Origin of the sequence: Limnohabitans sp. T6-20, from assembly GCF_003063505.1 — a bacterium.
Taxonomy (GTDB): Bacteria; Pseudomonadota; Gammaproteobacteria; order Burkholderiales; family Burkholderiaceae_C; genus Limnohabitans_A.
Genome location: NZ_NERW01000003.1, coordinates 47,287 through 71,722 on the forward strand (window position 1 = coordinate 47,287; position 24,436 = coordinate 71,722).

Sequence of the window (24,436 nt, forward strand, 5' to 3'; positions counted from 1 at the left end):
CAGGATCAATCGGCTTTGCGGCGGGTCGCAGCTTGCACCGCCTTGCGGGCGGGTGCTTTTTTGGCGGCCGTTTTGCTGGCCGCTTTGGCGGCGGGTTTGGCCGAAGGCTTGCCCACCGTTTTCACCGTGGGCTTGCTGGTGGCCGACTTGGCTGCCGTTTTGACGGGCGACTTGGTCGCTGCTTTTGCAGAAGTCTTCGCAGACGTTTTGGCTGCCACTTTGGCCGCAGGCTTAGCTGTTTTGGCAGGAGCCTTCAAGGCGGGTTTGGCTTTGGCTGCAGGCTTAGCTGCGGTCTTTTTGGCGGCTGGCGCTTTGGTGGTCGCTTTTTGGGCCACCGAGTTCTTGATGTGGCCTTTGACCTCGGCGGTGGCGACGGGTTTGGGCGCACCGAATTTCAGGCGCACAGGCGTGCCGCCCCAAATCTCTTCCAGGTTGTAGTAAGTGCGGATGGTGGGCTGCATGACGTGCACCACGGCTGGGCCGCAATCCACAATGATCCACTCACCGTTGTCTTCGCCTTCGATGCGGGGTTTGCCAAAACCGGCATGGCGCACCTTGTCGCGCACGCTGGCGGCCAAGGCCTTGGTCTGTCGGTTCGAAGTGCCCGATGCAATGATGACCCGCTCAAACAAGGATGAAAGGTGCTCGGTGTCAAACACCTGAATTTCTTGGGCCTTGACGTCCTCCAAGGCGTCCACAATGGCTCGCTGGAGTTTCTGAATGTCTTTTTTGGCAGCGTTTTCGGTCATCAATGGGGCCTGTAAAGGTGGTGTTCGTGAATATAGCGCTCAACAGCGGGGGGCACCAGGCCTGAAATGGCCTGCTCTTTGGCTAGCAGCTCACGGATGTCCGTGGCACTGTGAGGCATCAGCGGCATCTCCAGAGTCCGAATGCGCGCTTGCAGCGTGTCAGAAAGGGGCGTCGGTGTCTGTGACGTACCCGACTTTTCATTCCAGGCACGCACGGCCATATCACGCCCTGCGGCGCAGATTATAGCGATGCGCCCAATTTCGTCGATCTGGTGCCAAGATGGCAAGGACCGCCGCTGGTCATCCCCGAGCAACAAATAGAGCTGTGCTTGCGGGAATTCAGTTTGCAATTCATGCAATGTGTCCACCGTGTAGCTGGGCCCGGCACGCCCGATTTCACGCGCATCCACCACCACTTGCGGCAGGTGCTGGTAAGCCATTCGGGCCATGGCCAGTCTGTGAGCCGCATCACTCAAAGGGCGTGTTTTGTGCCAAGCCTGCCCTGTGGGCAAAACGCGCACCTGGTCCAGCTGAAGTTCTGCGATAGCGGCCTCCACCAAAGCCACATGCGCCCAATGCGGCGGATCAAAAGCCCCGCCAAAAACCCCCAGCCTTTGGACTGCAGGCAGGTTCAAACCCAATCCTTGGGGGACAAAAAATGGCTCAACAAGCGCGCTTCGGGCGAACCGGGTTCGTCTTGCCGCTGGTACGACCAACGCACCTCCGGGGGCATGGACAGCAGAATGGATTCGGTGCGACCACCCGACTGCAAGCCAAAATGCGTGCCCCGGTCCCAGACCAGGTTGAACTCGACATAGCGGCCCCGGCGGTACAGCTGAAAGTCGCGCTCGCGCTCGCCATAGGGCATGTCTTTGCGGCGTTGCACGATCGGCATGTAAGCGGGCAACAAGGCATCGCCCACGCTTTGCAGCATGGCGAAGCTTTGGTCCATGCCCAGCTCGGAAAAATCGTCAAAGAAAATGCCGCCCACGCCCCGCTGCTCATGGCGGTGCTTGTTGCAAAAATAGTCATCGCACCAGGTCTTGAAGCGCGGGTGCAGGCCATCGCCAAAAGGCGTCAGCGCATCCTTGCAGGTCTGGTGGAAATGCACCGCATCGTCGTCAAAGCCGTAATAAGGCGTCAAGTCCATGCCGCCGCCAAACCAAGCGACAGGCGCTTTGCCCTCGGGTTTGGCCGCGATCATGCGGACATTCATGTGCACAGTGGGCACGAAGGGGTTGCGTGGGTGAAACACCAGCGACACGCCCATGGCCTCGAAAGCCGAGCCAGCCAACTCAGGCCGGTGCTGCGTGGCCGAAGGGGGCAGCTGCGGCCCGCTGACATGCGAAAAACCGCAACCGGCACGCTCAAACACCGGTCCGCCTTCCAGGATTTGGGTGATGCCATTGCCCTGGAGTTTGTCCCCCGGCTCTTTTTGCCAGGCGTCCACCAAAAACGGCGTGCCATCGATGTCGGTCAAAGCCCCGGTGATGCGGGACTGCAAACCCACCAGGTAGTTTTTAACCGTGTCGAGTTCAAACGAAGTGCTCATGTACTGGTCTTTCGCCATGGAAATCAGGAGGGGTTTGCGGCAGAAGGTGTCACAGACGCCTTAGAGGTCGCCTGCGGACTCCAGGGCACGATCGGGCCCATTTGGTCAGCATGGAAGCCCTTGACGCCTTCGAACACTTGCGCCATGTGGGCGTAATCCTCGTCGACTTGCCCAGTGAGCTCGTAAAAGTCGACCACGCTGAAGCAACGGTTGCCCCAGTCGAGCTTGACCAAGGCCAATGGCACCTGCGCGCCCAAGGCCACCTGGTAAAAACCACTGCGCCAGCCAGGCGTGAGGCTGCGTGTGCCCTCCGGGGCCAGGCCAAGCCAAAGCAATTGCTGGTTTTCCTTGTGTTGCTCGAACACATGGACCATCTGACCCACCACCCCTTTGGAAGAGCTGCGATCAATCGGAATGCCGCCCACCCAACGCATCCAGGTGCCGATCAAGGGGAACTTGAACAGCGAGTCTTTGCCCCAGAAATGCGCCGGAATGCCCAAGGCCCATTTGGCCAGCATTCCAATCGGAAAATCCCAGTTGCTGGTGTGCGGGTAGACGATGGCCACGCCCTGCAAGGCGGGAAAGCCATTGAACGCCACACGCCAGCCCAAGGCGCGCAAGGCCCAGAGCGCCAAGCGCGAGCCCTTGAATTGAACAGGGTGAGGAGTTGGAAAAGACATGAACAGAACGCCCCATCAGTGCTTGATGGCGCGGTAGCCAATGTCTTTGCGCATTTGCATGCCATCAAAGACGATGGTGCTGGCAGCCTGGTAGGCCTTTTGTTGCGCCTGGCGCACCGAATCGGCCAATGCCGTGACACACAAGACACGGCCACCCGAGGTCAAGATTTGGCCCTCTTTTTCGGTGGTGCCTGCATGGAACACCATGGCCTCTTCTTCGTCTTTGGGCAGGCCTGTGATGGCATCGCCTTTGCGCGGGTTCATGGGGTAACCGGCAGCAGCCATCACCACGCCCAGGGCCACCCGGCGGTCCCATTCCAGCTCCAGCTGCTCCAAGCCCTCAGAGGTCGCAGCCAAAAGCACGTCCAACAGGTCTGATTTCAGGCGCATCAAAATGGGCTGGGTTTCAGGGTCGCCCATGCGGCAGTTGAACTCCAGGGTTTTGACGCGCCCTTGGGGGTCAATCATCAAGCCGGCGTACAAAAAGCCGGTGTAGACAATGCCGTCCTTTTCCATGCCCCGGATGGTGGGCAAGATGACTTCGCGCATGGCGCGGGCATGCACTTCGGCCGTCACCACGGGTGCAGGCGAATAAGCGCCCATACCGCCGGTGTTGGGGCCTTCATCGCCATCCAGCAAGCGCTTGTGGTCCTGGCTGGTGGCGAGCGCCGTCACGTTTTTGCCATCGCACAAAACCATGAAGCTGGCTTCCTCGCCCTGCAAAAACTCTTCGATCACCACACGGGCACCGCCTGCGTTGTGGGCCACGCCCAAAGTGTTGCCCTGCAACATGAAGTCGATGGCTTCATGGGCCTCGGCCAAGCTCATGGCCACCACCACACCTTTGCCTGCGGCCAAGCCATCGGCCTTGACCACGATGGGCGCACCTTTGCGGTCCACATAGGCGTGGGCCAAGGCGGCATCGGTGAAGGTGTCAAACTCGGCCGTGGGAATGCCGTGGCGCTGCATGAAGGCTTTGGAAAACGCCTTGGAGCTTTCCAGCTGAGCTGCGGCCTGCGTGGGGCCAAAAATGCGCAGACCGTGCGCACGAAAATCGTCCACGATGCCTGCGGCCAGAGGGGCCTCGGGACCCACCAGGGTCAAACCAATGCTGTTGTCGATCGCCCACTGGCGCAATTGCGCCAAATCGCTGATCGGCACATTGATCAGCTGGGGGTCTCTGGCCGTGCCGCCGTTACCAGGCGCCACATAAACCTGCTGAATTTTGGGCGATTGCGCCAGTTTCCAGGCCATCGCGTGTTCACGGCCACCGTTGCCGACTACCAATACTTTCATCAAACGTCCTTAATCTTCAAATTCAGCGTTGTGGAAAACGTTTTGGACATCGTCCAAGTCTTCCAGCACATCCAGCAACTTCTGCATTCTGACCGCATCTTCTCCCGAAAGGGCAATGCTGTTTTCTGCCCGCATGGTCACTTCGGCCATGTCGGCCACCAAACCGGCCGCCTCCAGTGCGTTCTTCACGGCCTCAAAATCTGCGGGTGCGGTCAACACCTCGATGGCACCCTCCTCGTCCGTGATCACGTCTTCGGCACCCGCTTCCAGGGCCACCTCCATGACTTGGTCTTCGCTGGTGCCCGGGGCAAAAATCAGCTGTCCGCAGTTTTTGAACTGAAAGGCCACCGAACCCTCGGTCCCCAGGTTGCCGCCGTGTTTACTCAAAGCGTGGCGCACTTCGGCCACCGTGCGCACACGGTTGTCGGTCATGGTGTCCAAAATGATGGCAGCCCCCCCAATGCCATAGCCTTCGTAGCGGATTTCCTCGTAGCTCACGCCTTCCAGGTTGCCGGTGGCCTTGTCCACATTGCGCTTGATGGTGTCGGCGGGCATGTTGGCCGCTTTGGCCTTCTCGATGGCCAAGCGCAAGCGCGGATTGGCGCTGACATCGCCGCCACCCGTTCGGGCTGCCACCATGATTTCACGGACCACCCGGGTCCAGATGCGCTGACGCTTTTCGTCTTGCCGCCCTTTGCGGTGCTGAATATTTGCCCATTTACTGTGGCCAGCCATCGGGAATTCCTTGAATGTTGATTTAATCTACAGGCTGGATTTTACTTTTCACAAGCGGGAGAAAAACAAACATGGCTGAACCGATGCTGATTGCACAAAATGCGCAGACCCCATGCCACCTGTTGCCGGGTCTTGCCAATCGCCATGGCCTGATCACCGGGGCCACTGGCACCGGCAAAACCGTGACACTGCAAACCCTGGCCGAAAACTTCTCGCGCTTGGGCGTGCCGGTCTTCATGGCCGACGTCAAAGGCGATCTGACCGGCATCAGCCAGCCCGGCAAAATCGGCGAAAAACTGGCGGCCGTGCTCAAAGACCGGGGCATTGTCCTGCCCCAACCCATGGCCTGCCCCACCACCTTGTGGGACGTTTTTGGCGAACAAGGTCATCCGGTGCGCGCCACCATCTCGGACATGGGCCCGTTGCTCTTGACCCGCATGCTGGGCCTGAACGAAACCCAAGCGGGTGTGCTGAATCTGGTGTTCAAGATCGCCGATGACAATGGCCTGCTGCTGCTGGACATGAAAGACCTGCGGGCCATGCTGCAGCATGTCGGCGACAACGCCAAAAACTTCACCACCGAATACGGCAACATCAGCGCCGCGAGCATTGGGGCCATTCAGCGCGGACTGCTGCAGATTGAAAGCCAAGGGGGCGACAAGTTCTTTGGTGAGCCCATGCTCAACATCGAAGACTTCATGCAAACCGACGCCCAAGGCCTGGGCGTGGTGAACATCCTGGCAGCCGACAAGCTGATGAATTCCCCGCGTTTGTACGCAACTTTCCTGTTGTGGATGTTGTCCGAGCTGTTTGAGGTTCTGCCCGAAATTGGCGACCCCGAAAAGCCCAAACTGGTGTTCTTCTTTGACGAGGCCCATTTGCTGTTCAAGGACGCCCCAGCCGCACTGGTCGAGCGCATCGAATTGGTGGTTCGCCTGGTCCGATCCAAAGGTGTAGGGGTGTATTTCGTCACCCAAAACCCACTGGACATTCCTGACAGCGTGTTGGGTCAACTGGGCAACCGTGTCCAGCACGCCTTGCGCGCCTACACGCCCAGAGACCAGAAAGCCGTGGCTGCTACCGCGCAGACCATGCGCCCCAAAGCTGGCTTGAACATTGAGGCCGCCATCACCGAGCTGGCCGTGGGGGAGGCCTTGGTGAGCTTGCTGGACGCCAAGGGACGCCCCTGTGAAACCGAACGGGTGTTTGTGTTGCCCCCAGCCAGCCAATTGGGGCCCATCACACCCGCGCAACGACAAGCCTTGCTGCAAGGGTCCTTGGTGGCAGGGGTTTACGAGAGCACGCAGGACCGGGAATCGGCCTACGAAAAGATCAAGGGACAAGGCGCAGCAAGCAACGGCGTCGCCAGCAGCGGTTTACCGGGTCAAGCCCCCGCACCCGCAAGCCAAGAAGGCGGGTTGATGGGCGGTCTGTCGGATCTGATTTTTGGCTCGACCGGCCCGCGCGGTGGTCAGCGCGATGGTGTGGCCCAGATGGTGGTCAAAAGTGCCGTGCGCACCGTGGGCTCGGCCATCGGGCGTGAAATCGTGCGCGGGGTGCTGGGTGGTTTGCTGGGCTCCAGTCGACGCCGCTAAATTCGAGGGGCGAAAAAAACCGCCGTGTGCAGCACACGGCGGTTTTTGCAGAGGGTCTGACGACGATCAGGCTGTTTCGCCCAACACAGTCACCGTCACGTCCACCACCACGTCGGTGTGCAAAGCCACTGCAACAGTGGATTCGCTCACAGTTTTGATGGGGCCGTGAGGCATGCGAATCTGGGACTTGACCAGCTTGTAGCCTTGTTTGTTCAACTCTTCGGCGATGTCGTTGTTGGTCACGGAACCAAACAAACGGCCATCCACACCGGCTTTTTGCGACAACTTGACCACCAAACCAGCCAGCTTTTCGCCTTGGGCTTGGGCTTCGGCCAACTTGGCAGCAGCGGCTTTTTCGAGTTCAGCACGGCGAGCTTCGAACTCAGCCTTGTTGTTTTCGGTGGCGCGGCGTGCACGGCCTTGTGGGATCAAGAAGTTGCGAGCGTAGCCGTCTTTGACTTTGACGATATCGCCCAGATTACCCAGGTTCACAACCTTTTCGAGCAGAATGATTTGCATGGTTGGACTCCTTAGACTTTGTGCTGGTCGGTGTAGGGCAACATGGCCAGGAAGCGTGCGCGCTTGATGGCTGTGTTGAGCTGACGCTGGAAAATGGCACGGGTGCCAGTCAGGCGTGCAGGAATGATCTTGCCGTTTTCGGCGATGAAGTCACGCAAGGTGTCCACATCTTTGTAGTCGATTTCTTCGACGCCAGTGACTGTGAAGCGGCAGAAACGCTTGCGCTTGAACAGCAGTGACTGGGTGTTGCGCTTTGGGCGCTTGTCTTTGTTGAATTTTTTGAACGTGGCCATGGGGCCTCCTGAAATTAATCTTGCTGAAACTCTTGAATGTGCAACACGACACTTTTGCCTTGTCGAGGGGTGGCCAAAAAGCCTTTGAACGTCCAAACACTGCCTACCGCTTGCTTGACCAGCGTTTCAGCCTGAGACCCGAAGGCCAAGGCACGAAGCTTGAGCTGGACTTTGCGGTTTTGTCCTGCCTCTTGTAATTCAGAGGCGTGCTCCAGAATCAAATCCAGAGCGGGCAAACCGGCGGGTGTGTATCGCAAAGCAGCTTGCTCGGCAATACAGGCGGTCAGTTCAGTACGGTTCACTCCTCAACAGGTCAGTATCAAGCGGCGAATTCGGCTTGTTGTGACTTGCGGGCTTCTTCGCGCTCAACAGTCTTCATCATCGATGAAGGAGCGGTGTCGGCTTTCTTCTTGAGCACAGTCAGGTGACGCAAAACAGCATCGTTGAACTTGAAGGCGTGCTCCAGTTCAGCCATGACCGCTTGGTCGGCTTCAATGTTCACGCACAGGTAGTGGGCTTTGCCCAGCTTGTTGATCTGGTATGCCAACTGACGACGGCCCCAGTCTTCAACACGGTGGATGCTGCCACCGCCGGCAGTGATCATGCCTTTGTAACGCTCCAGCATGGCTGGAACTTGTTCGGACTGATCGGGATGGATCAGCAAAATGATTTCGTAATGACGCATTGAGACTCCTTGCGGTTAACCCAAAAGGTTGGAAAAGCCGCCCCCAGCGTCTGTCGGGGTGCGGCAAGGCGAAGCCTGCGATTATAGCTTTAATTCAGAGGCCTGGATAGCCATTGCCGGGCACCGCCGTTGGCTTGGGCGGTGAAACCCAACGCGCAGGAACCAGCAAAGTGACCAAAACCATCACCAATGCACCCGCCGGAACCCCAAAAACACCCGCAGACAAGGGCTGGATGCCGAACCACAAGCCCCCAAAAGGGTCAAGACCCCAAAAATGCCGAAACCCCGGGGCATTGATCACCATGTAATAAAGGGTCAACCCAAGGCCCGTCAACATGCCAGCCACCACAGCGGGGCGATGGACCTTCTTCCAAACCATGCCCAAAGCCATGCCCGGGAAAAAAGCGGCAGCCGCCAAAGAGAATGATGCCGAAACCAAGGACAAAATCTCGGCAGGCTTGAAGGCTGCGACCACCGCCGCCACCATGGCCACCGCCAACAAGGCAAATTTGGACAGAATGACCCGCCCTTCGGGCGATTTGGGTTTGCGATCTCGCCCTGGGCCAATGTCATGTACCAGCGCATTGCTGATGGTCAACAACAAACCATCGGCCGTCGACAAAGCCGCCGCCAGCCCGCCGGCAGCCACCAGACCCGAGACCACAAAAGGCATGCCCCCCAGCTCGGGGGTCGCCAACATGATCATGTCGGCACCCAACCTCAACTCACCCAATTGCAACACCCGATCCCCATTGACATCGGAAAACTCCAGCAATGCCGAGTCCAGACGGGCCCATTGAAACATCCAGCTGGGCAAATCTTCAAAACTGCTGCCCACCAGGTTGTTCAGAACCTCGAACTTCACCAAAACAGCCAATGCAGGCACGCTCAGGTACAACAAGCCGATGAAAAACAAGGACCAGGCCACCGAGCTGCGCGCCTCCGCCACCGATGGCAAGGTGTAAAAGCGCGTCAACAAGTGCGGTAAACCCGCCGTACCCACCATGAGACAGAACACCAAAGCCAGAAAATTGAGCCGGGATTCCTCAAACAGCTTGACCTCGGCAGGATTCCCGTCGGGGTTGCCGGCAAACGCCTGTGCGTGCATGGGCATCCCCCCCAAAGGTCTGGCCCGGTCCAGGTTGTCGTGCATGGCGCGGGTCCATTGCTCCTTTGCCGTCGCAGAATCACGCGGCACAGCCAACAGCTCGCGTCGGGCCTGGGCAATCGAGGCATAGTCGGCCGATTGCGCTTTGAGCAGGCGGATTTTCTCTTCCAACTCCTGACGCAACTCAACCATCGAGCGATCGACATGTTCCAGTCGCCTCTGGAACATTTGGGCACGCCGAGCGTATTCCTCACGCACTTCGATTTCGGCAGGATCGTTGATCAGTTTCTTTTCGATGGCCTCAATGCGGGAAAGCTGCTGCCCGTAGACCAAGGGTGCCAAAGGCGTTCCCAATTGCTTGTAGGCCAACCAGGACACGGGAATCATGAATGCCAGCAACAACATGATGTATTGCGCCACCTGGGTCCAGGTAATGGCCCGCATGCCACCCAAAAAAGAACACAACAACACGCCACCCAGGCCCAGCAAAATGCCGATCTCGAATTGAACCCCCGTCAAGCGCGAGGCAATCAGGCCAATGCCATAAATTTGGGCAACCACATAGGTAAAAGAGCACAACACCGATGCCAAAGCGGCAATGATGCGCGGCCACCGCCCGCCATAGCGCTGGTCGAAGTAATCCGGGAGCGTGTACAGCTTCATGGCCCGCAAATGGGGCGCAATCAACAAGCCGACCAAACAAAAACCGCCCGTCCAGCCCATGACATAAGCCAAGCCACCGGGCTGCTGGCCATTGCCCGAAAAACCCTGCAAATAGAGTGCGCCCGCCAAACTGATGAAGGAAGCCGCACTCATCCAGTCGGCGGCCGTGGCCATGCCGTTGTACATGGCGGGGATGCGCCGCCCCGCCACGTAGTACTCATCCTCGTCGGTCGTGCGGCCCGAAATGCCGATCAAGGCATAAATCATCACCGTGCTGAACAGGAAGATGGGCCCGATCAAATTGCGGGACAGGCCCACCCGTTCAGCCCACGCCATGGCACCCAACAGCGTGAGCAGGATGGCAATGTAAACCAAGACATTGCGATGCAAACGCCGATGGTAAGCCGCAGTCGTCGGCGCCGCCATCCGTTCAGTCATCGCAAAGCCTTGACGTGAACCATCAACGGCCCAGATTGGTCCAGGTCTCGATCACCGTGTCCGGATTGAGCGAGATGGAGCTGATGCCCTGGTCCATCAACCAATGGGCAAAGTCCGGGTGGTCGCTGGGGCCTTGGCCGCAAATACCGATGTATTTGCCTTGTGACAAACAAGCCTTGATGGCCTGCGAAATCAGCGCTGTCACAGCCGGATCCCGCTCATCAAAGTCTGCGGCCAGCAGCTCCATGCCGGAGTCACGGTCCAGGCCCAAGGTCAATTGGGTCAGGTCGTTCGAGCCGATCGAGAAGCCATCAAAGAACTCGAGGAACTGCTCTGCCAGGATCGCGTTGCTGGGCACCTCGCACATCATGATGACTTTGAGGTCGTTCTCGCCGCGGCGCAAGCCTTGGCTGGCCAGCAGCTTGGTGACCTTCTCGGCCTGCGCCAAGGTGCGAACAAACGGCACCATCACCTGGACGTTGGTCAAACCCATTTCGCCACGAACGCGCTTGAGGGCTTCGCACTCCATGGCAAAGGCTTCGCCGAAGTCTGCGCTGATGTAGCGCGCAGCGCCACGGAAACCAAGCATCGGGTTTTCTTCTTCGGGCTCGTAACGGCTACCGCCAATCAGCTTGCGGTATTCGTTGCTCTTGAAGTCCGACAAACGCACGATGACCGGCTTGGGCCAGAAAGCTGCAGCGATGCTGGCGACGCCCTCGGCGACCTTGTCGACATAAAAAGCACGGGGCGAGGCGTGGCCACGGGCCACCGATTCCACCGCCTTCTTCAAGTCGGCATCGATGGCTGGGTAGTCCAGAATCGCCTTGGGGTGCACGCCAATGTTGTTGTTGATGATGAACTCCAGACGCGCCAGGCCCACACCTGCGTTGGGCAGTTGCGCAAAATCAAATGCCAACTGGGGATTGCCCACGTTCATCATGATTTTGGTTTTGATCTCGGGCAACACGCCACGCTGGATTTCGCTGATTTCGGTTTCCAACAAGCCATCGTAAATGTGACCGGTATCGCCCTCGGCGCAGCTCACAGTGACGAGCGTGCCTTCGGTCAATTGATCGGTGGCGTTACCGCAACCCACCACCGCCGGGATGCCCAGCTCGCGGGCAATGATGGCGGCGTGGCAGGTGCGCCCGCCGCGGTTGGTGACGATGGCGCTGGCGCGCTTCATCACCGGCTCCCAGTTCGGGTCGGTCATGTCTGTGACCAGCACATCACCAGGCTGAACCTTGTCCATCTCGCTGATGTTGTGCACCAGACGCACCGGGCCGGTGCCGATCTTCTGGCCAATCGCCCTGCCCTCGGCCAAGATGGTGCTTTTGCCTTTGAGCTTGTAACGCAGCTCGGGCGTGCCCTTGGCTTGGCTTTTCACGGTTTCAGGACGGGCTTGCAGGATGTACAACAGGCCATCGGTGCCGTCTTTGCCCCACTCGATGTCCATGGGACGACCGTAATGCTGCTCAATGACCACCGCGTAACGGGCCAATTGCTCGACTTCGTCATCAGTCAGGCTGTAGCGGTTACGCAATTCGGCGGGCACGTCGGTGGTTTTGACCAGCTTGCCAGAAGCTGCTTTTTCTTCTGGGGTGGCAAACACCATCTCAATCAATTTGGAGCCCAGATTGCGTCGAATGACACAACGGTTACCGGCCGCCAGCATGGGCTTGTGCACATAGAACTCGTCGGGGTTCACGGCACCTTGCACCACGGTTTCACCCAAACCGTAGCTGGAGGTGATGAAAACAACGTCCTCAAAGCCCGACTCGGTGTCGATGGTGAACATGACGCCTGCGGCCCCCAAATCCGAGCGCACCATGCGCTGCACACCCGCAGACAGAGCCACATCGGCGTGGGCAAAACCCTTGTGAACGCGGTAGCTGATCGCCCGGTCGTTGTACAAGGAGGCAAACACCTCTTTCATTTTGTGCAGCACATCGTCGATGCCGACCACGTTCAGAAAGGTTTCTTGCTGACCTGCAAATGAGGCATCCGGCAGGTCTTCGGCCGTGGCCGAAGAACGCACGGCAAAAGAAGCCTCGGGGTTGCTGCCTTGTAAGCGCACAAATTCATCGCGGATGGCTTTTTCCAGATCGGCCGGGAAAGGCTGGGCCTCGACCATCGCGCGGATTTCAGCACCCGCAGCAGCCAAAGCACGCACATCTTCGGTGTCCAGAACGTCCAGACGGGCGTTGATGCGCTCGGTCAAGCCCCCAAAGGCCAGGAACTGCCGAAAAGCGTGGGCGGTGGTAGCGAAACCCGTGGGCACCCTCACGCCGGAGGGCAATTGGGAAATCATCTCGCCCAGACTGGCATTTTTGCCACCGACCGATTCGACATCGGTCATGCGCAATTGCTCGAAAGGGACGACCAAAGCGGTCTCACTGAAAAGATCAGACATGCAAAGCTCCAAAGTTAAAACCGGGCTCCATGGGCGCAGGAAGGCGATTTTGTTGTTCTTGGAATACAACCGCCGAACGGGGTGCCATGGATAATCAGGTCATTTTAGGGGGCTTGGTGCCCCCTGCATTTGAAATTTTTGCATCCATGTCCAAACGCACTGTTTTTTTCGTTTCCGATGGCACAGGCATCACCGCCGAAACTTTTGGCAATGCCATCCTGGCCCAGTTCGACATGAAAACACGGCATGTGCGCCTGCCTTTCACGGACACCGTTGACAAGGCGCACCAAGCGGTCAGGCAGATCAACCACACGGCCGAGACCGAAGGCAACAAGCCCATTGTGTTCACCACCCTGGTGAACATGGATGTGCTCAAAGTGCTGCAGGAACATTGCCAGGGCATGCTGCTGGACATGTTTGGCACCTTTGTGAACCCACTGGAAAACGAGCTGGGCATCAAGTCGCACCACCGGGTGGGGCGCTTTTCGGATGTGAGCAAAAGCAAGGAATACCACGACCGGATTGAAGCCATCAATTTTTCGCTGGCCCACGACGATGGCCAATCCAACCGCGATCTGGAGTCGGCCGATGTCATTTTGGTGGGCGTGAGCCGCAGCGGCAAAACCCCGACCAGCCTGTACCTGGCCATGCAGCATGGTCTGAAAGCGGCCAACTACCCCCTGATTCCAGAGGATTTTGACCGCCGCCAGTTGCCACCCGCTTTGGTGCCGCACCGCAAAAAAATCTTTGGCCTGAGCATTCACCCCGACCGGCTGGCCGAAATCCGTGCGGAACGACGACCCAACTCCCGTTATGCCAGCATCGAAAACTGCCGCATGGAGGTCTCGGAAGCCGAAGCCATGATGCGCCGCTCGGGCATCCGTTGGCTGTCCACCACCACCAAGTCGATTGAAGAAATCGCCACCACCATCCTGCAGGAAATCAAACCGGAGCGGCTGATTTACTGAGTCCTTGCGGACTCAGGACCGACTTCAAGACAAGGTTGCGGCAATCCGCTCGGCACATTGTCGTGCCTGAGCCGCATCGCGTGCCTCCACCATGACCCGAACCAACGGTTCTGTGCCACTGGCTCGGATCAGGACGCGACCCGAATCGCCCAGCTCAGCCTCAGCAGCACGGGTGGCGTCCCACAAAGGTTGATGGCCTTGCCAATCGAAACCCGGTGTCAACCGCACATTGATCAGCGTTTGCGGGAACAAGGTGATGCCCTCCAGCAACTGGGCCATGGTCTGCCGGCTGCCCACACAGGCTTGCAGCACTTGCAAAGCACTGACCAAGCCATCGCCTGTGGTGTGCTTGTCCAAGGCCAGCAAGTGGCCTGAGCCCTCACCGCCCAGCAACCAGCCTTTGTCGTGCAAGACCTCCAGCACATAACGGTCGCCCACTTTAGCTCGCACAAATTGCACGCCACGTTGCTTGAGTGCCACCTCCACCGCCAGATTGGTCATCAAGGTACCCACCGCGCCAGGCACGGCTTCGTCCCTTGCCAAACGGTCTGCGACCATGAGGTACAGCAATTCATCACCATTGAAAAGTCGGCCCGTGGCGTCCACAAATTGCAAGCGGTCGGCATCGCCGTCGAGCGCAATGCCGTAATCGGCACCTTGGTCCTTGACGGCTTGCACCAACGCCTCGGGGTGCGTGGCCCCCACACCTTTGTTGATGTTGAGGCCATCGGGGGAACAACCGATCGCGATCACCTCGGCACCCAACTCATGGAACACCTTGGGTGCGATTTGATAGGCCGCCCCATGGGCGGCGTCTACCACGATCTTCAAGCCCTTGAGGGTCAAATCGTTGGAGAAAGTGCTCTTGCAAAACTCGATGTACCGACCCGCCGCGTCGTCCAGGCGACGGGTTTTGCCCAGCGATGCAGAATCGACCCAGACGGGGTCTTCAAGCAACGTCGCCTCAACCTGGGCCTCCCAAGCATCCGACAGCTTCTTGCCTTGGGCGCTGAAAAATTTGATGCCGTTGTCCGCAAAAGGGTTGTGGCTTGCACTGATCACCACGCCCAGCGAGGCGCGTTGCGCCCGGGTCAGGTAAGCCACGGCTGGCGTAGGCACGGGCCCCAACAACACCACATCGACGCCGGCCGAGTTGAACCCGGACTCCAGCGCACTTTCCAGCATGTAGCCAGAAATACGGGTGTCTTTGCCGATCAGCACCACCGGGTGCGCTTCCTGAGCCTTCAAAACACGGCCCACGGCATGCGCCAAACGCAAAATGAAATCGGGCGTGATGGGGCTCTGGCCTACGGTGCCCCGAATACCGTCTGTGCCGAAATATTGACGCGCCATGGAATGCTCCTGATTTTTGTAATAAGTTAAAGAATTTTAGCTGCCTGAACAACACTGAATTCAGGCACAAAAGGTGCACCATCGCTCAGTGACCCTGCTCTTCCTGCTGCATGGCCTGCCAGACTTTGAGCGCGTCCACCGTTTGCTTGACGTCGTGCACGCGAACCACGCAAGCACCCCGCTCCACCGCCAGCAAAGCCGCGGCCACACTGGCGGCTTGTCGCTCGGCGGGCTCAGGGGTTTGGCCGTTCTGAGCCAAAACAGCCCCCAAAGAAGACTTGCGCGACCAGCCCGCCAAGACCGGATAACCCAAATGCAGCAAATCGGCCTGCCTTGCAAGCAAGTGAAAATTCTGCGCGACGGTTTTGCCAAAACCAATGCCGGGATCCAGCATCAGCCTCGACGCAGCAATGCCCTGCGACGTAAGTGACTCGGCGCGGTCTTTCAAGAACGCGGTGACCTCGGTCAGCACATTTCCGGTCATCGTCTGCATTTGCATGGTTTGCGGGTCGCGGTGCATGTGCATCAAGCACACACCACAAGCCGGATGTGCGGCGATCACACGCTCGGCCCCCGGCTGACGCAAAGCCCAAATGTCGTTGACGATGTCGACGCCCAGGTCCAGCACCGCCTGCATCACTTCAGGTTTGTAGGTGTCCACGGATATCGGCACTTGCCAACGAACCGCTTCCCGCAAAAATGGGACGAGACGCGCCAACTCTTGCGACAAAGGCACAAGGTCCGCACCTGGCCGCGTGGACTCACCGCCCACATCCAAAATGCCCGCGCCATCACGCAGCAATTGTTCAGCATGCCGCAAAGCCTGTGTCGTGTCGCTGTGCTGTCCACCATCCGAAAAAGAATCGGGTGTGACGTTCACAATGCCCATGACCCAGGGCCGGGAGAGGTCCAACTCAAAACGTGTGGTCTGCCAGTGCGTGGCCATGTGCCATCCTGTTTTTTCAGATTTCATGTCGGTCAATCCATGAAAAACGGGGCCCGAGGGCCCCGCTTTGACTGCATTGCTGTTGGAATCTCAAGCAGCCGTGGTCGCTGGCTCAGGCTGAACGGCAGGTGTACCGCCGCCACTGCCACCACCAGAGGGCGGCGTGCGAGGTGTCCAGTCTTTGGGTGGCATCGGATCGCGCCCCGCCATGATGTCGTCGATCTGGTCTTTGTCGATGGTTTCCCACTCCAACAAAGCTTTGGCCATGGCGTGCATTTGAGCACTGTGCTCTTCGATCAGGCGACGGGCCAGCTTGTACTGCTCGTCAATGATGCTGCGCACTTCCATGTCCACCTTTTGCATGGTGGACTCACTCATATTGGTGGTCTTGGTGACAGAGCGGCCCAAGAACACTTCGCCTTCGTTCTCGGCATAGACCATCGGGCCCAGGGCATCGGTCATGCCATAACGCATCACCATGTCGCGGGCAATCGAGGTGGCGCGCTCAAAGTCGTTGCTGGCACCTGTCGTCATCTGGTGCATGAACACCTCTTCGGCAATGCGGCCACCGAACAACATGCTGATCTGGTTCAGCATGAATTCCTTGTCGTAGCTGTAGCGGTCTTGCTCTGGAAGGCTCATGGTCACACCCAGGGCGCGGCCGCGAGGAATGATGGTCACCTTGTGAACAGGGTCGCACTTGGGCAGCAGTTTGCCAATCAAAGCGTGGCCGGCCTCGTGATACGCCGTATTACGACGCTCATGCTCGGGCATGACCATACTCTTGCGCTCAGGGCCCATCAGGATCTTGTCCTTGGCCTTTTCAAAGTCCACCATCTCAACCACACGGGCGTTGCGACGTGCGGCCATCAAAGCGGCTTCGTTGCACAAGTTGGCCAAGTCGGCACCGCTCATGCCGGGCGTGCCGCGAGCGATCACACCCGCATTCACGTCCTGGCCGATGGGCACCTTGCGCATGTGCACATTCAAAATTTGCTCACGGCCGCGGATGTCGGGCAACGTCACATACACCTGACGGTCAAAGCGGCCAGGGCGCAGCAAAGCGGCATCGAGAATGTCGGGGCGGTTGGTGGCAGCGACCACGATCACGCCCAAATTGGTCTCAAAACCATCCATCTCGACCAGCATCTGGTTGAGGGTTTGCTCACGTTCATCGTTGCCACCACCCAAACCAGCACCACGCTGGCGACCGACGGCATCGATTTCATCAATAAAGATGATGCAAGGCGCGTTCTTTTTGGCATTTTCGAACATGTCACGGACACGGGCAGCGCCCACACCGACGAACATTTCGACGAAATCGGAACCCGAAATGCTGAAGAAAGGCACCTTGGCTTCACCAGCAATGCCTTTGGCCAAGAGGGTTTTACCGGTGCCCGGGGGGCCGACCAGCAACAAACCACGGGGGATGCGACCACCGAGTTTCTGAAACTTCTGGGGGTCTTTCAGGAAATCCACGACTTCCTTGACTTCTTCTTTGGCTTCATCACAGCCAGCGACATCGGCAAACGTTACTTGGTTGTTGTTTTCGTCGAGCATGCGGGCTTTGGACTTGCCAAAGCTGAAGGCACCACCTTTGCCGCCGCCTTGCATCTGGCGCATGAAATACACCCAAACGCCAATCAAAAGCAGCATCGGCCCCCAGCTGACCAGCAGGGTCATGAGGAGGGAGCCTTCTTCGCGGGGCTTCACGTCAAACTTGACGCCACTGTTGATCAGATCGCCCACCAGACCGCGGTCCAAGTAGGTCGCGGTGGTCTTGATTCTGCGGTCATCGTTGGTGATGGCCAGAATTTCGGTGCCACCAGGCCCTTCGGAAATGGTGGCGCTCTTGATGCGGTTGCCGCGAACCTCTTCCAGAAAGTCTGAATAACCCACGGCATTCGCACCTGCGACACCGCGGTTGTCAAACTGTTTGAACAAGGTGAACAGCACCATGGCAATCACCATCCAAACGGCAATTTTGGAAAACCAGGGGTTATTCAAGAGAGGCTCCAATCGAAAAAAATGACTGTGGTGATTCTAGGCCTGCGGAAGGCCCTCATGGCACAGAGAAAGGCTTTTGGCCCTCTAAAAGGCGGGAATTACGACATCAAACGGCGTGAATCAGGCCCATGCCCACCAAAAAGGTCTCAGAGGACTTGTCTCGCGAGGCTTTGGGCTTGATGGGTTTGACCACCTTGAAGGTTTCCTTGAACATCTTCACGATTTGGCTGTAACCACTGCCGTGAAAGACTTTGACAACCAAGGCCCCTTCAGGTTTCATGTGATTTTGAGCAAACTCAACCGCCAGCTCGATCAAATGCGTGATCCGGGCCGCATCTGACGACTCAATACCCGACAAATTGGGGGCCATGTCGGAAACCACCACATCCGCCTGCCGGCCCTGCAATGCGGCTTCCAGCAATGTGGCGACCTCGTTTTCGCGGAAATCACCCTGAATGAAATGAACACCTTCCACAGGGGCCATTGGCAAGAGGTCCAGCGCAATGATGGTTCCGTTGAGTTCGCCCATAGCCGCGCCATCGGGTGACAGCCGTCTGCGCAGGTATTGGCTCCAGGCACCGGGTGCGGAGCCCAAGTCGACCACCAGATGCCCCGGACGGACCAAACCGAGCGATTCATCGATTTCCTTGAGCTTGTAGGCCGCACGTGCTCGATAACCCTCTTTCAGGGCCATTTTCACGTAAGTGTCATTCACGTGGTCGTTCAACCAGGCTTTGTTGACCTTTTTACTTTTGGTTTTGACTTTCATTCTTCTGCGTCCTTGCGGGGATAATACGGGTATGCCCCAAATACAACTCACACCTTCCGAGCGCAAAGTTTTTCGCGCCGATGCCCATCACCTGGATCCGGTCGTCATGATCGGAGGCGATGGCCTGACCCCTGCCGTCGTCAAAGAAACCGAAGCTGCCCTGAACGCCCACGGCTTGATCAAAATCCGGGTTCTGGGCGACGATCGCGCTGCACGCGAAGCGATGTTTGCCCAACTCGCTGACCAGCTCAATGCTGCGCCCATCCAGCACATCGGCAAATTGCTGATCCTCTGGCGCCCCCAACCCGAAAAGATCAAGGAAGCCGATGAAGACCGCAAAGCCGGTCCTCGTGACTTCAAAATCCTGAAATACAGTTCACGCGGCGGTCAACGCCCCGAAGTCAAAACTGTGCGCGTTTTGGGCAACCAACGCCTGGCAGCCGGAGGGCAGATCAAGCGGGCCAAGCCCAAGCAAAAATCAATCAAAAAAGGCCGTCACGACTGACACGCATCTGCCCGACTTGGGGCAGATACTTACCGAAGGCCGTTCAACAACGGCCTTCGTCGTTTGTCAGATGTATGAAACACCCACGATTTCGTAGCGGCGCACACCACCCGGGGCTTGCACTTCTGCCACATCGCCTTCTTCTTTACCGATCAAGGCACGCGCAATGGGGCTGCTGATGTTGATCAGGCCCAGCTTCAAATCGGCCTCATCCTCGCCCACGATTTGATACGTGACAGCTTCGCCTGAGCTTTCATCTTCGAGCTCGACAGTCGTGCCAAACACCACGCGGCCGCCAGCGTCCACAGAAGCGGGATCAATGATTTGGGCGGCGGACAGTTTGCCTTCAATCTCCTGAATCCGGCCTTCAATGAAGCCTTGGCGATCTTTGGCTGCATCGTATTCGGCGTTCTCACTCAGGTCACCTTGCGCGCGCGCTTCGGCAATGGCTTGAATCACGCCGGGACGGTCCACTGTTTTGAGGCGATGCAGCTCATCTTTGAGCTTTTCAGCACCGCGTTTTGTGATCGGGATGGTTGACATGTTCAGTTCTCCAAAAGCAAACCGCCGAGTGTTGAAACTCGGCGGTCATTGATTGCATTATGCCTTCAAGGCATGGGCTTCAAGCAGCGATGTCAGGCCGCCAGTTGAGCGTGCATTTCCTGAACAGAAATCACATCCAGCTGGTCCATGTACTTCATCCCTTCGACGGCGGCTTCAGCCCCCGCAATGGTGGTGAAGGTCGTGACACGGTTGAGCAAGGCCGAGGTGCGGATGTGACGCGAGTCGGCGATCGCGTTGCGGCGCTCCTCGACGGTGTTGATCACCAGCACCACTTCGTTGTTCTTGATCATGTCCACAATGTGCGGGCGCCCTTCGGTCACCTTGTTCACCGTGGCACAAGCCACGCCTGCGGCATTGATCGCCACAGCCGTGCCTTTGGTCGCGATCAACTCAAAACCCTGCGCCACCAATTGGCGCGCCACTTCGATGGCGCGGGGCTTGTCGTTGTTCTTGACCGAAATGAACACCTTGCCCGATGGCGTGCCATCGGCTTTGGCCGGGCGTGGCAACTTGGTGCCTGCACCCAACTGGCTCTTCACAAAGGCTTCGCCGAATGTCTTGCCCACGCCCATGACTTCGCCCGTGGACTTCATCTCTGGGCCGAGGATGGTGTCCACGCCCGGAAACTTCACGAACGGGAACACCGCCTCTTTCACGCTGAAATAAGGGGGCGTGACTTCTTTCGTGATGCCTTGCGATGCCAAGGTCTGGCCCGCCATGCAGCGCGCAGCGACCTTGGCCAACTGAATGCCAGTGGCTTTGGAGACATAGGGCACGGTGCGTGAAGCGCGAGGGTTCACTTCCAGCACATAGATCACGTCTTTGCCGTCCACGTGTTGAATGGCGAATTGCACGTTCATCAAGCCGACCACATTCAAAGCACCAGCCATCGCGGCAGATTGGCGCTTGAGTTCGGTCACGGTGGCTTCGGACAACGAGTACGGGGGCAAAGAGCAAGCCGAGTCACCGCTGTGCACGCCCGCTTGTTCGATGTGCTCCATCACGCCACCGATGAAGGTTTTGCCTTCGGGGTCACGCAAGCAGTCCACATCGCATTCGATGGCGTCGTTCAAGAAACGGTCCAGCAACACGGGCGAGTCGTGCGACACCTTGACCGCTTCGCGCATGTAGCGCTCCAGGTCGCGTTGCTCGTGCACGATTTCCATGGCGCGACCACCCAGCACATAGCTGGGGCGCACCACCAGGGGATAGCCCAGGGCAGCGGCTTTTTCCAGCGCTTCTGGCTCGGTGCGGGCCGTGGCGTTGGGGGGTTGGCGCAGACCGAGGTCTTGCAGCAATTTCTGGAAACGCTCGCGGTCTTCGGCCGCGTCGATCATGTCAGGGCTGGTGCCGATGATGGGCACGCCAGCGGCTTCCAGGTCCAGGGCCAATTTCAAAGGCGTTTGACCACCGTATTGAACGATCACGCCTGTCGGCTTTTCCTTGTCAACGATTTCGAGCACGTCTTCCAGAGTGACCGGCTCAAAATACAAACGGTCCGAGGTGTCGTAATCGGTCGACACGGTCTCAGGGTTGCAGTTGACCATGATGGTTTCGTAACCATCTTCGCGCATGGCCAGGGCGGCATGCACGCAGCAGTAATCGAACTCGATGCCTTGGCCAATGCGGTTGGGGCCGCCACCCAAGACCATGATTTTCTTGTTGGTCGTGGGTTCGGCTTCGCACTCGCCTTCTCCATTGCCTTCGTAGCACGAATACATGTAGGCGGTATCGGTGGAGAACTCGGCTGCGCAAGTGTCCACGCGCTTGTAAACAGGGCGAATGTTCAGGGCATGGCGGCGGGCGCGCACCACGTGCTCGGTCGTTTTGAGCAACTTGGCCAGGCGGCGATCCGAGAAGCCTTTCTTCTTGAGCGCACGCAGCTCGTCGGCGGTGATCGCCTCCAGCGTTGTGGTTTCGAGTTCCAACTCGATCTTGACGATCTCTTCGATTTGCACCAAGAACCAAGGGTCGATCTTGGTCAAGGCAAACACCTCGTCCACGCTCAAGCCCATGGCGAAAGCATCGCCCACATACCAAATGCGTTCAGGACCAGGCTCGCCCAGTTCCTTCTCGAGCACTTCGCGGTCCTGGGTTTTCTCGTTCATGCCGTCCACGCCAACTTCCAGACCACGCAGGGCTTTCTGGAACGACTCCTGGAAGGTGCGGCCCATGGACATCACTTCGCCCACCGACTTCATCTGGGTGGTCAGGCGGCTGTCGGCTGTCGGGAATTTTTCGAACGCAAAACGTGGGATCTTGGTGACCACATAGTCGATCGAAGGCTCGAACGACGCGGGGGTGGCACCGCCCGTGATTTCGTTGCGCAGCTCGTCGAGCGTATAGCCCACAGCCAGCTTGGCCGCCACTTTGGCAATCGGAAAACCCGTGGCTTTGGAGGCCAATGCCGACGAACGCGACACACGCGGGTTCATCTCGATGACGACCATGCGGCCGTCTTTGGGGTTGATGGAGAACTGAACGTTCGAGCCGCCCGTGTCCACACCGATCTCACGCAGCACCGCCAGGGAGGCATTGCGCAAGATTTGGTATTCCTTGTCGGTCAAGGTTTGTGCGGGTGCCACGGTGATCGAGTCGCCGGTGTGCACGCCCATCGGGTCCAGGTTTTCGATCGAACAGATGATGATGCAGTTGTCCGCTTTGTCGCGCACCACTTCCATCTCGTACTCTTTCCAGCCGAGCAAAGATTCTTCAATCAACAACTCGGTGGTGGGCGAAGCCTCCAGACCGCGTTTGCAAATGACTTCAAATTCTTCGGGGTTGTAGGCGATGCCACCACCCGTGCCGCCCAGGGTGAAGCTGGGGCGGATGACCGTAGGGAAGCCCAATGTCTTTTGCACATCCCACGCCTCTTCCATGCTGTGGGCAATACCGGAGCGTGCAGAACCCAGACCAATTTTGGTCATGGCGTCTTTGAACTTCAGACGGTCTTCGGCTTTGTCGATAGCTTCGGGTGTCGCGCCAATCAGCTCGACCTTGTACTTTTCGAGCACGCCGTTGTGCCACAAGTCCAAAGCGCAGTTAAGCGCCGTCTGGCCGCCCATGGTGGGCAAAATGGCATCAGGACGTTCTTTGGCAATGATCTTCTCGACGGTTTGCCAAGTGATGGGCTCGATGTAGGTCACGTCGGCCGTGGCCGGGTCGGTCATGATCGTGGCTGGGTTGCTGTTGATCAAGATGACTTTGTAGCCCTCTTCACGCAAAGCTTTGCAAGCCTGCACGCCGGAATAGTCAAATTCGCAAGCCTGACCAATGATGATCGGGCCAGCGCCAATGATGAGGATGCTTTTGAGGTCGGTGCGCTTTGGCATGTTATTTCGCCTCCATCAGTTTGATGAAGCGGTCAAAGAGGTAAGCAATGTCGTGCGGTCCGGGCGATGCTTCAGGGTGACCCTGGAAGCAAAACGCGGGCTTGTCGGTGCGTGCCAAGCCCTGCAATGTGCCGTCAAACAAAGACACGTGCGTGGCACGCAAGTTGGCGGGCAATGATTTTTCGTCCACCGCAAAACCGTGGTTTTGGCTGGTGATGGACACGCGACCTGAGTCGAGGTCTTTCACGGGGTGGTTGGCGCCGTGGTGGCCAAACTTCATCTTGAAAGTTTTCGCGCCACTGGCCAAGGCCATGATTTGGTGACCCAAGCAAATGCCAAAAGTAGGAATGCCGGTTTCGATCAACTCAGCGGCGGCTGCAATCGCGTAGTCGCAAGGCTGTGGATCGCCTGGGCCGTTGGACAAAAAGATGCCGTCGGGCTTGTGCTTGAGCACGTCAACGGCTGGCGTCTTGGCAGGCACCACGGTCACTTTGCAACCGCGCTCGGCCAACATGCGCAAGATGTTTTTCTTCACGCCGAAGTCGTAGGCGACCACATGGAACTTAGGTGCTGTCAAGTTGCCATAGCCTTCGCCCAAGGTCCACTCGGTTTGTGTCCACTCATACGACTTGGACACGGTGACTTTTTGAGCCAGATCGAGGCCAGCCATATTGGGGGCGCCTTTGGCGGCTGCCACCGCTTGATCGATCACAGCTTGTGTGACTTCTTGGCCTTTGGCCAAGCCCACGATCGCGCCGTTTTGCGCGCCCTTGGTGCGCAAGATGCGTGTGAGTTGACGCGTGTCGATATTGGCAATGGCCACGGTACCTGCATCAGCCAAGTAAGCCGACAAGGTTTGGCTAGAGCGGAAATTGCTTGCAACCAATGGCAAGTCTTTGATGATCAAGCCAGCAGCATGGACTTTGTCAGCCTCGATGTCTTCCACGTTGACGCCGTAGTTACCGATGTGCGGATACGTCAAAGTGACGATCTGCTGGCAGTAGCTGGGGTCAGTGAGGATTTCCTGATAGCCGGTGAGTGAGGTGTTGAACACCACCTCGCCGACTGTAGAGCCAGAGGCTCCGATCGAGTTGCCGATAAAGACCGTGCCGTCTGCGAGCGCCAAGATGGCGGGCGGGAAGGTTCCCTGAAGAGACAAAAGCACTGGGTTCTCCGGAATAGTTCGGGTACGCCTCAGCACTCACCAGAGATGTGATCTCTTTTTGGCTGCTTGTTCGAGGATTGGGCCTGGGATGGACTGGGGCG

22 protein-coding genes are annotated in these 24,436 nt (G+C 58.1%); 3 read left to right on the plus strand and 19 right to left on the minus strand.

From position 1 onward, the window contains the following. Positions 1-5: 5 nt before the first annotated feature. The 6 genes from rsfS to B9Z33_RS11270 are packed head-to-tail and all read right to left on the minus strand — an operon-like array spanning position 6 to position 5,012. Positions 6-749, minus strand: coding sequence for a ribosome silencing factor (gene rsfS / locus B9Z33_RS11245; RefSeq protein WP_108287142.1), 744 nt, complete (start codon positions 747-749; stop codon positions 6-8). Beyond that, complete coding sequence (gene nadD / locus B9Z33_RS11250) at positions 749-1,390, minus strand: nicotinate (nicotinamide) nucleotide adenylyltransferase (protein ID WP_108287143.1); 642 nt, start codon at positions 1,388-1,390, stop codon at positions 749-751. The genes rsfS and nadD overlap by 1 nt, the downstream gene beginning before the upstream one ends. After that, positions 1,381-2,301 (minus strand): oxygen-dependent coproporphyrinogen oxidase, encoded by a 921-nt coding sequence (hemF, locus tag B9Z33_RS11255; protein ID WP_108287843.1) that lies wholly within the window; start codon positions 2,299-2,301, stop codon positions 1,381-1,383. Before hemF ends, nadD begins: the two co-directional genes overlap by 10 nt. A 23-nt stretch (positions 2,302-2,324) precedes the next feature. Then, positions 2,325-2,981: a 1-acyl-sn-glycerol-3-phosphate acyltransferase gene (locus B9Z33_RS11260; RefSeq protein ID WP_233252811.1), complete on the minus strand. Its 657-nt coding sequence runs from the start codon at positions 2,979-2,981 to the stop codon at positions 2,325-2,327. A gap of 15 nt (positions 2,982-2,996) precedes the next feature. Beyond that, positions 2,997-4,277, minus strand: coding sequence for a phosphoribosylamine--glycine ligase (gene purD / locus B9Z33_RS11265; protein WP_108287145.1), 1,281 nt, complete (start codon positions 4,275-4,277; stop codon positions 2,997-2,999). Positions 4,278-4,286: 9 nt separating this feature from the next. Next, positions 4,287-5,012 carry a YebC/PmpR family DNA-binding transcriptional regulator gene (locus B9Z33_RS11270; protein ID WP_108287146.1) on the minus strand — a complete coding sequence of 242 codons (726 nt, stop codon included), beginning with the start codon at positions 5,010-5,012 and terminating at the stop codon, positions 4,287-4,289. A gap of 71 nt (positions 5,013-5,083) precedes the next feature. Here B9Z33_RS11270 and B9Z33_RS11275 point away from each other — a divergent pair, with 71 nt between their 5' ends. Next, on the plus strand, positions 5,084-6,607 hold the full coding sequence (locus B9Z33_RS11275; RefSeq protein ID WP_108287147.1) for a helicase HerA-like C-terminal domain-containing protein: 1,524 nt from the start codon (positions 5,084-5,086) through the stop codon (positions 6,605-6,607). A 66-nt stretch (positions 6,608-6,673) separates the two neighbouring features. Here B9Z33_RS11275 and rplI read toward each other — a convergent pair whose 3' ends face one another. The 6 genes from rplI to ppsA all read right to left on the minus strand — a co-directional run bounded on the left by rplI (position 6,674) and on the right by ppsA (position 12,726). After that, positions 6,674-7,126 carry a 50S ribosomal protein L9 gene (gene rplI / locus B9Z33_RS11280; protein WP_108287148.1) on the minus strand — a complete coding sequence of 151 codons (453 nt, stop codon included), beginning with the start codon at positions 7,124-7,126 and terminating at the stop codon, positions 6,674-6,676. Positions 7,127-7,137: 11 nt separating this feature from the next. Then, positions 7,138-7,419 carry a 30S ribosomal protein S18 gene (gene rpsR / locus B9Z33_RS11285; protein ID WP_019427495.1) on the minus strand — a complete coding sequence of 94 codons (282 nt, stop codon included), beginning with the start codon at positions 7,417-7,419 and terminating at the stop codon, positions 7,138-7,140. 14 nt (positions 7,420-7,433) lie between these two features. Next, positions 7,434-7,721: a primosomal replication protein N gene (gene priB / locus B9Z33_RS11290; protein WP_108287149.1), complete on the minus strand. Its 288-nt coding sequence runs from the start codon at positions 7,719-7,721 to the stop codon at positions 7,434-7,436. A 17-nt stretch (positions 7,722-7,738) separates the two neighbouring features. Beyond that, positions 7,739-8,104, minus strand: a complete 366-nt coding sequence (gene rpsF, locus B9Z33_RS11295; protein WP_108287150.1) for a 30S ribosomal protein S6 — start codon at positions 8,102-8,104, stop codon at positions 7,739-7,741. Between the two features lie 94 nt (positions 8,105-8,198). Further along, on the minus strand, positions 8,199-10,313 hold the full coding sequence (locus B9Z33_RS11300) for a VC_2705 family sodium/solute symporter (RefSeq protein ID WP_108287151.1): 2,115 nt from the start codon (positions 10,311-10,313) through the stop codon (positions 8,199-8,201). Between the two features lie 22 nt (positions 10,314-10,335). Then, the gene (gene ppsA / locus B9Z33_RS11305) at positions 10,336-12,726 is read right to left on the minus strand and encodes a phosphoenolpyruvate synthase (RefSeq protein ID WP_108287152.1); all 2,391 of its coding nucleotides are present in this window, start codon (positions 12,724-12,726) and stop codon (positions 10,336-10,338) included. 146 nt (positions 12,727-12,872) lie between these two features. On the opposite strand from ppsA, the gene B9Z33_RS11310 reads away from it, so the two are divergent. After that, complete coding sequence (locus tag B9Z33_RS11310) at positions 12,873-13,694, plus strand: pyruvate, water dikinase regulatory protein (protein ID WP_108287844.1); 822 nt, start codon at positions 12,873-12,875, stop codon at positions 13,692-13,694. 24 nt (positions 13,695-13,718) lie between these two features. Here B9Z33_RS11310 and glmM read toward each other — a convergent pair whose 3' ends face one another. From glmM to B9Z33_RS11330, 4 genes are all read right to left on the minus strand, one after another. Continuing rightward, on the minus strand, positions 13,719-15,047 hold the full coding sequence (glmM, locus tag B9Z33_RS11315; protein WP_108287153.1) for a phosphoglucosamine mutase: 1,329 nt from the start codon (positions 15,045-15,047) through the stop codon (positions 13,719-13,721). 85 nt (positions 15,048-15,132) lie between these two features. After that, a complete protein-coding gene (folP, locus tag B9Z33_RS11320) occupies positions 15,133-16,020 on the minus strand; it encodes a dihydropteroate synthase (RefSeq protein ID WP_108287154.1) in 888 nt (295 codons plus the stop codon). 63 nt (positions 16,021-16,083) lie between these two features. Next, on the minus strand, positions 16,084-18,000 hold the full coding sequence (gene ftsH, locus B9Z33_RS11325; RefSeq protein WP_108287155.1) for an ATP-dependent zinc metalloprotease FtsH: 1,917 nt from the start codon (positions 17,998-18,000) through the stop codon (positions 16,084-16,086). Between the two features lie 106 nt (positions 18,001-18,106). Further along, positions 18,107-18,769, minus strand: coding sequence for an RlmE family RNA methyltransferase (locus B9Z33_RS11330; protein WP_108287156.1), 663 nt, complete (start codon positions 18,767-18,769; stop codon positions 18,107-18,109). A gap of 31 nt (positions 18,770-18,800) precedes the next feature. Here B9Z33_RS11330 and B9Z33_RS11335 point away from each other — a divergent pair, with 31 nt between their 5' ends. Continuing rightward, positions 18,801-19,274: a YhbY family RNA-binding protein gene (locus B9Z33_RS11335; RefSeq protein ID WP_108287157.1), complete on the plus strand. Its 474-nt coding sequence runs from the start codon at positions 18,801-18,803 to the stop codon at positions 19,272-19,274. A 66-nt stretch (positions 19,275-19,340) separates the two neighbouring features. Here the strand turns inward: B9Z33_RS11335 and greA are convergent, their stop codons facing one another. From greA to carA, 3 genes are all read right to left on the minus strand, one after another. Then, positions 19,341-19,817 (minus strand): transcription elongation factor GreA, encoded by a 477-nt coding sequence (gene greA / locus B9Z33_RS11340; protein ID WP_108287158.1) that lies wholly within the window; start codon positions 19,815-19,817, stop codon positions 19,341-19,343. Between the two features lie 92 nt (positions 19,818-19,909). Beyond that, entirely contained in the window at positions 19,910-23,170 is a 3,261-nt protein-coding gene (gene carB / locus B9Z33_RS11345; RefSeq protein WP_108287159.1) for a carbamoyl-phosphate synthase large subunit, read from the minus strand. A 1-nt stretch (position 23,171) separates the two neighbouring features. Next, positions 23,172-24,335, minus strand: coding sequence for a glutamine-hydrolyzing carbamoyl-phosphate synthase small subunit (gene carA / locus B9Z33_RS11350; protein ID WP_199220341.1), 1,164 nt, complete (start codon positions 24,333-24,335; stop codon positions 23,172-23,174). Positions 24,336-24,436: the final 101 nt, after the last annotated feature.

Bases quoted from the DNA above. Each gene is read 5' to 3' on its own strand.
- B9Z33_RS11300 (WP_108287151.1), bottom strand. From the start codon at position 10,313: ATGACTGAACGGATGGCGGCGCCGACGACTGCGGCTTACCATCGGCGT.
- B9Z33_RS11270 (WP_108287146.1), bottom strand. From the start codon at position 5,012: ATGGCTGGCCACAGTAAATGGGCAAATATTCAGCACCGCAAAGGGCGG.
- rplI (WP_108287148.1), bottom strand. From the start codon at position 7,126: ATGCAAATCATTCTGCTCGAAAAGGTTGTGAACCTGGGTAATCTGGGC.
- glmM (WP_108287153.1), bottom strand. From the start codon at position 15,047: ATGGCGCGTCAATATTTCGGCACAGACGGTATTCGGGGCACCGTAGGC.
- rsfS (WP_108287142.1), bottom strand. From the start codon at position 749: ATGACCGAAAACGCTGCCAAAAAAGACATTCAGAAACTCCAGCGAGCC.
- rpsR (WP_019427495.1), bottom strand. From the start codon at position 7,419: ATGGCCACGTTCAAAAAATTCAACAAAGACAAGCGCCCAAAGCGCAAC.
- B9Z33_RS11260 (WP_233252811.1), bottom strand. From the start codon at position 2,981: ATGTCTTTTCCAACTCCTCACCCTGTTCAATTCAAGGGCTCGCGCTTG.
- purD (WP_108287145.1), bottom strand. From the start codon at position 4,277: ATGAAAGTATTGGTAGTCGGCAACGGTGGCCGTGAACACGCGATGGCC.
- greA (WP_108287158.1), bottom strand. From the start codon at position 19,817: ATGTCAACCATCCCGATCACAAAACGCGGTGCTGAAAAGCTCAAAGAT.
- B9Z33_RS11275 (WP_108287147.1), top strand. From the start codon at position 5,084: ATGGCTGAACCGATGCTGATTGCACAAAATGCGCAGACCCCATGCCAC.
- carB (WP_108287159.1), bottom strand. From the start codon at position 23,170: ATGCCAAAGCGCACCGACCTCAAAAGCATCCTCATCATTGGCGCTGGC.
- B9Z33_RS11330 (WP_108287156.1), bottom strand. From the start codon at position 18,769: ATGAAAGTCAAAACCAAAAGTAAAAAGGTCAACAAAGCCTGGTTGAAC.
- folP (WP_108287154.1), bottom strand. From the start codon at position 16,020: ATGAAATCTGAAAAAACAGGATGGCACATGGCCACGCACTGGCAGACC.
- B9Z33_RS11310 (WP_108287844.1), top strand. From the start codon at position 12,873: ATGTCCAAACGCACTGTTTTTTTCGTTTCCGATGGCACAGGCATCACC.
- hemF (WP_108287843.1), bottom strand. From the start codon at position 2,301: ATGAGCACTTCGTTTGAACTCGACACGGTTAAAAACTACCTGGTGGGT.
- ppsA (WP_108287152.1), bottom strand. From the start codon at position 12,726: ATGTCTGATCTTTTCAGTGAGACCGCTTTGGTCGTCCCTTTCGAGCAA.
- B9Z33_RS11335 (WP_108287157.1), top strand. From the start codon at position 18,801: ATGCCCCAAATACAACTCACACCTTCCGAGCGCAAAGTTTTTCGCGCC.
- rpsF (WP_108287150.1), bottom strand. From the start codon at position 8,104: ATGCGTCATTACGAAATCATTTTGCTGATCCATCCCGATCAGTCCGAA.